Origin of the sequence: Streptococcus parasanguinis (assembly GCF_001578955.1) — a bacterium.
GTDB lineage: Bacteria > Bacillota > Bacilli > Lactobacillales > Streptococcaceae > Streptococcus > Streptococcus parasanguinis_U.
This window is the reverse complement of record NZ_KQ969689.1, coordinates 100,641-104,683: the sequence shown is the minus strand read 5'-3', so window position 1 is coordinate 104,683 and position 4,043 is coordinate 100,641. Positions and strand designations below refer to the sequence as shown.

At 45.1% G+C, this 4,043-nt stretch carries 3 protein-coding genes and 1 pseudogene; 2 read left to right on the top strand and 2 right to left on the bottom strand.

Going from position 1 to position 4,043, the window contains the following annotated elements:
* A pseudogene (locus SPADD19_RS00490) lies at window positions 1-216 on the bottom strand (ECF transporter S component); the annotation flags it as partial.
* Window positions 217-501: 285 nt separating this feature from the next.
* Entirely contained in the window at window positions 502-1,527 is a 1,026-nt protein-coding gene (locus SPADD19_RS00485; protein ID WP_061454916.1) for an acyltransferase family protein, read from the bottom strand.
* Between the two features lie 118 nt (window positions 1,528-1,645).
* Here SPADD19_RS00485 and pabB point away from each other — a divergent pair, with 118 nt between their 5' ends.
* Together pabB and SPADD19_RS00475 are read left to right on the top strand one after the other, a co-directional pair.
* Complete coding sequence (gene pabB, locus SPADD19_RS00480; protein WP_061454915.1) at window positions 1,646-3,373, top strand: aminodeoxychorismate synthase component I; 1,728 nt, start codon at window positions 1,646-1,648, stop codon at window positions 3,371-3,373.
* Window positions 3,373-3,987, top strand: coding sequence for an alpha/beta fold hydrolase (locus SPADD19_RS00475; RefSeq protein ID WP_061454914.1), 615 nt, complete (start codon window positions 3,373-3,375; stop codon window positions 3,985-3,987). Before pabB ends, SPADD19_RS00475 begins: the two co-directional genes overlap by 1 nt.
* Window positions 3,988-4,043: the final 56 nt, after the last annotated feature.

The window sequence follows — 4,043 nt, the reverse complement described above, 5'->3', positions numbered from 1 at the left end:
GTTGTTGATGAAACCACTGATGGCACCGGCAACCGGCCCAGCCAACATGCTGGCAAGAAAGGTTCCCAAAGACCCCAGCCAAACGGGCAACTTTAACCCCTCCGCCAAGGCTTTGGCAACATAGTTAATCCCCACGGCAGCGGGAATCAAAGTCATGGTGGCAGCACTTAACTTAAATTTCCACATACTGGTACGATGAATCGGTTCTGTTTTCATAATCTTCTCCTTTTGTTTTTAAAGAGCCGTGTCTGTTTAGACTTTCGGACGCAACGCTCTATAGATTTTTGATTTGAACTGTCTTTCCTTTCACAGATCCCTTAGTCGACATCAGGGACTCTCTTGAAAATGATTGTTCAACAGTTCACAACTAATCATACGCCGATTTCATCAGAAGTCAAGAATTTTCTGAAGTTTTCTTGAAAACGTTCGGGAATTGAAAAAAGCTACACAAAGCTAGAGGAAATTGTCCTTACTAAGTCATAAAAAAGACTTCACCTTAGCCTAGATTGGTGAAGTTTTTTGATTTTTCTTCTTATCTCGTACCCACAGCATAGCTAGCCCAAAGAGGTGACTACCAAACAGGCCGGTCACAAAAATCAGCTTGCCCCTATCTGGATAAGTGAGGGGGAGGCTGCTAAAGCCATAGCGAGCCCACTCGATAAAGATCGGATGCGAAAAGTAAAGGGCTATACTCATTTGCTTTAAATACTGCAAATCATAGCTTTTCAAAAAGGACGATCGCAGGCAGGCATTGACCAAATAAACGGTCACAAAGGGAAGTAGAAAGAAAAAGTTCTTATCAATTCCTTCGTGTTGAAAAATGATGATTCCTTCTAGACAGAGCAAACCAAAGGCAAGAGCTAGCTTTTGCCAACGGTAAATTCTAAAAGCTTGTGCATGAAAATGATCATACAGATAGTAACCCATATAGATAAAAATGGGCGTGTAAAAGAGACCATTTCGCGCTGTAAAAAATAAATTGCTGTAGAGCTGGTAGCCTTTAAGAAGACTTGTAGTGTCCAGATAAGCCGAATAGGTCTCGATCAAGCCCCAGCAATAGAGGAGCAAGGCCAGGAAACCCGTCCAAACCATGCCTAGGCGTTTGACTAATTGATTGACCAAAAACAAGCCCAGCAAAAAGGCCGGGATATACCAGAGTTGGTAGCACATGCCCAGATAGATCAGTGCGATGAGAACACCTGCAGGAAAGAGATAGACAGGAAGATGAAGACTAGAAAAAAAGACCCAGGCATACGGAAGGTAAACAAAACTCCAAAACAAATAGGTTTTTACGATTTTGACCAGATAGGCCTTCATTTTCTGAGAATTCCCTAGTGATTGCTTAAGGAAAAAGCTGGCACAGACGATAAAAAATGGAACCGCTAGCCGGCCGAGCATACTCTTAAGACCAAAATGTACTGGCTCATAGGAGGTCAAGCGACCACTATGCACCAAAATCACTGCAATCGCAAAGAGGTATTGAAAAAAGCTGATACTAGAGGTGTTATAGAGGGGATTCTTTTGCATGGTCCTACTCCTTGCCCAAAGCAGTTTCTATGGTTATTTTAGCATGAAAGGGAAGGCCAAGCAAGGAATCTTACATCCTTATCTACCTTTTTTCCTCTATTTTTGATATACTCAAAGCATGCATAAACAAACCATTATTGATTTTAAAGAGCTTGGATTGCGCCACCTTTTCACCAAGCCCATAAAGGAATTAAAAACTAGAAACCTCGACCAGGTAGAGGCTCTTCTTAGAGAAGTCGAAGCCTACCAGGAGCAAGGTTTTTATGCTGTTGGCTATGTCAGCTATGAGGCTGCTCCTGCTTTTGAGAAGAAATTTGCTGTCCATCCTGCACCCCTCATGGGAGAGTATCTCCTCTACTTCACCATCCACCAAGAGGTCGAAACCCTTCCTTTCCCAGAGGACTACGAGGCTATGGACCTTCCAGCCAATTGGAAGGAAGAGGTCGAGGCGCCTGCTTATCAGCAAGCTATCGAGACTATCCATCACCATATTCGCCAAGGAGATACCTATCAGGTCAACTACACCGTCCAGCTTTCTCAAGAGCTAGAGGCTGATCCTTTGGCCATCTACAATCGCTTGGTGGTAGAGCAGAAGGCCCATTACAATGCCTTCATCCAGCACGATGATGTGTCCATTCTCTCCATCAGTCCTGAGCTCTTTTTTGAGCAAGAAGATCGTCTATTGACCACGCGCCCTATGAAGGGAACGACACGCCGTGGGCTTACCAACCAAACGGATCTTCAAGAGGCTGCTTGGCTAGAAGCCGATCCGAAAAATCGAGCAGAAAATATGATGATCGTGGATCTCCTCCGCAATGACATGAACCGGATTTCAGAGATTGGAAGCGAGCAGGTAACCCGTCTCTGCCAAGTCGAGCAATACTCCACCGTTTGGCAGATGACCTCGACCATTGAAAGCCGCTTACTTCCCGAAGTCGACCTGGTCCAAACCTTCCGAGCTCTCTTTCCTTGTGGCTCGATTACAGGAGCACCGAAGATCTCCACTATGGAAATCATCCACAAGACAGAGAAGGCTCCTCGAGGTGTCTACTGTGGAACGATCGGCATCCTTCTTCCAAAAGGGAAACGGATTTTTAATGTAGCCATCCGGACCCTTCAAATGCAAGGAAATCAAGCCATCTATGGCGTAGGAGGAGGCATCACTTGGGACAGTAAGTGGGAAAGTGAATACCAGGAAACCAAGCAAAAATCGGCTGTTCTTTACCGGCAAGAGCCTCGCTTTGAGCTCCTGACGACCGGCCGCATCCACCAAGGAGAGTTGACTTTCCTGGAGCAACACCTAACCCGTTTGAGAGAGGCTAGTCGCTACTTTTCCTATCCTTATGATGAGCAAAAGCTCCTGAAAGAACTTAAAGAAGAGCTTGCTCGTTTGGATCTCAATCTTGACTATCGTTGTCGGATCGCCTTGCAAAAAAACGGGACCTTCCACCTATTGATCACGGAGCTGACAGACTTGCCAGCTAGCTATCTACAGGCCCAACTGACCGAGCAGAAGCTTGATTTAGCGACGCCATTTACTTATTTCAAAACGAGCCAGAGAGACCATCTCAACCAGTCAGATCACGAGCAAATTTTCCATCTGCCAGACGGAACCTTGCTAGAGACGACGATTGGCAATCTGGTGCTGGAGATAGAGGGACAACTCTATACCCCACCAGCTCACCTCCCTATCCTCGACGGGATTTACCGCCGCCATCTTCTTGAGACCCAGCAAGTTGAAGAAAAACTCTTAACTCTGAACGATTTAACAGACGCTGATCGTATTTATGCCTGCAATGCTCTTCGTGGTCTCTACGAACTCGATTTTCAAAGAAAGGATTCCTGATGAAACTAATTTTTTTACATGGACTAGGGCAAGATGTCCTCTCTTGGCAAGGAGTCCAATTTGCACTTTCACCCTTGCACTCCAAAACTTTTGATATTTTCTCCCATCCAAAAGAAAGCTATCAGGAAGTCAAAGAAAGGTTGATGGAGCGCCTCCAGCAAGAAAGCGAACCCTTTATTCTGGTAGGACTCTCACTAGGTGGCGTGCTCGCTCTGGATCTCTCCAGACAAGACTTCCCGCAACTCAAGGGCTTGGTCCTTGCGGGAACTAAATACAAACTCAACACCAATCCCCTCTATCGGTTCCAGATCCTTCTCTTTCGTCTACTTCCCAAGCATGTCTTTGAAAAACAAGATGCCAATAAACAACAGATGCTTCAAATCTTGACCGAATTAAAAGGGCTCAATTTAACCGATACCGTTAAAGCTTGCCCTCTTCCTAGCTTGGTTGTTTGTGGTAGCAGAGATTGGGCCAATCAATCTTCTTCTAAAAAATTGGCCAAGCTCCTGCCAAAAGGCCGCTATCAAGAAATCGCAGACGGAGGCCATCTACTCAATACCGAGAAACCCTATGAACTCGCGCAAGCCATCAAGGAGTTTGTCGCTGGGTTTTAAAATGAAGAGGCTAACTTTTAGAACAGTTATTCTTAATATATATAAAGTCATTTTTA

Excerpts from the sequence above, each read along its gene's own strand:
- SPADD19_RS00485 (WP_061454916.1), bottom strand. The coding sequence starts at position 1,527 with ATGCAAAAGAATCCCCTCTATAACACCTCTAGTATCAGCTTTTTTCAA.
- pabB (WP_061454915.1), top strand. The coding sequence starts at position 1,646 with ATGCATAAACAAACCATTATTGATTTTAAAGAGCTTGGATTGCGCCAC.
- SPADD19_RS00475 (WP_061454914.1), top strand. The coding sequence starts at position 3,373 with ATGAAACTAATTTTTTTACATGGACTAGGGCAAGATGTCCTCTCTTGG.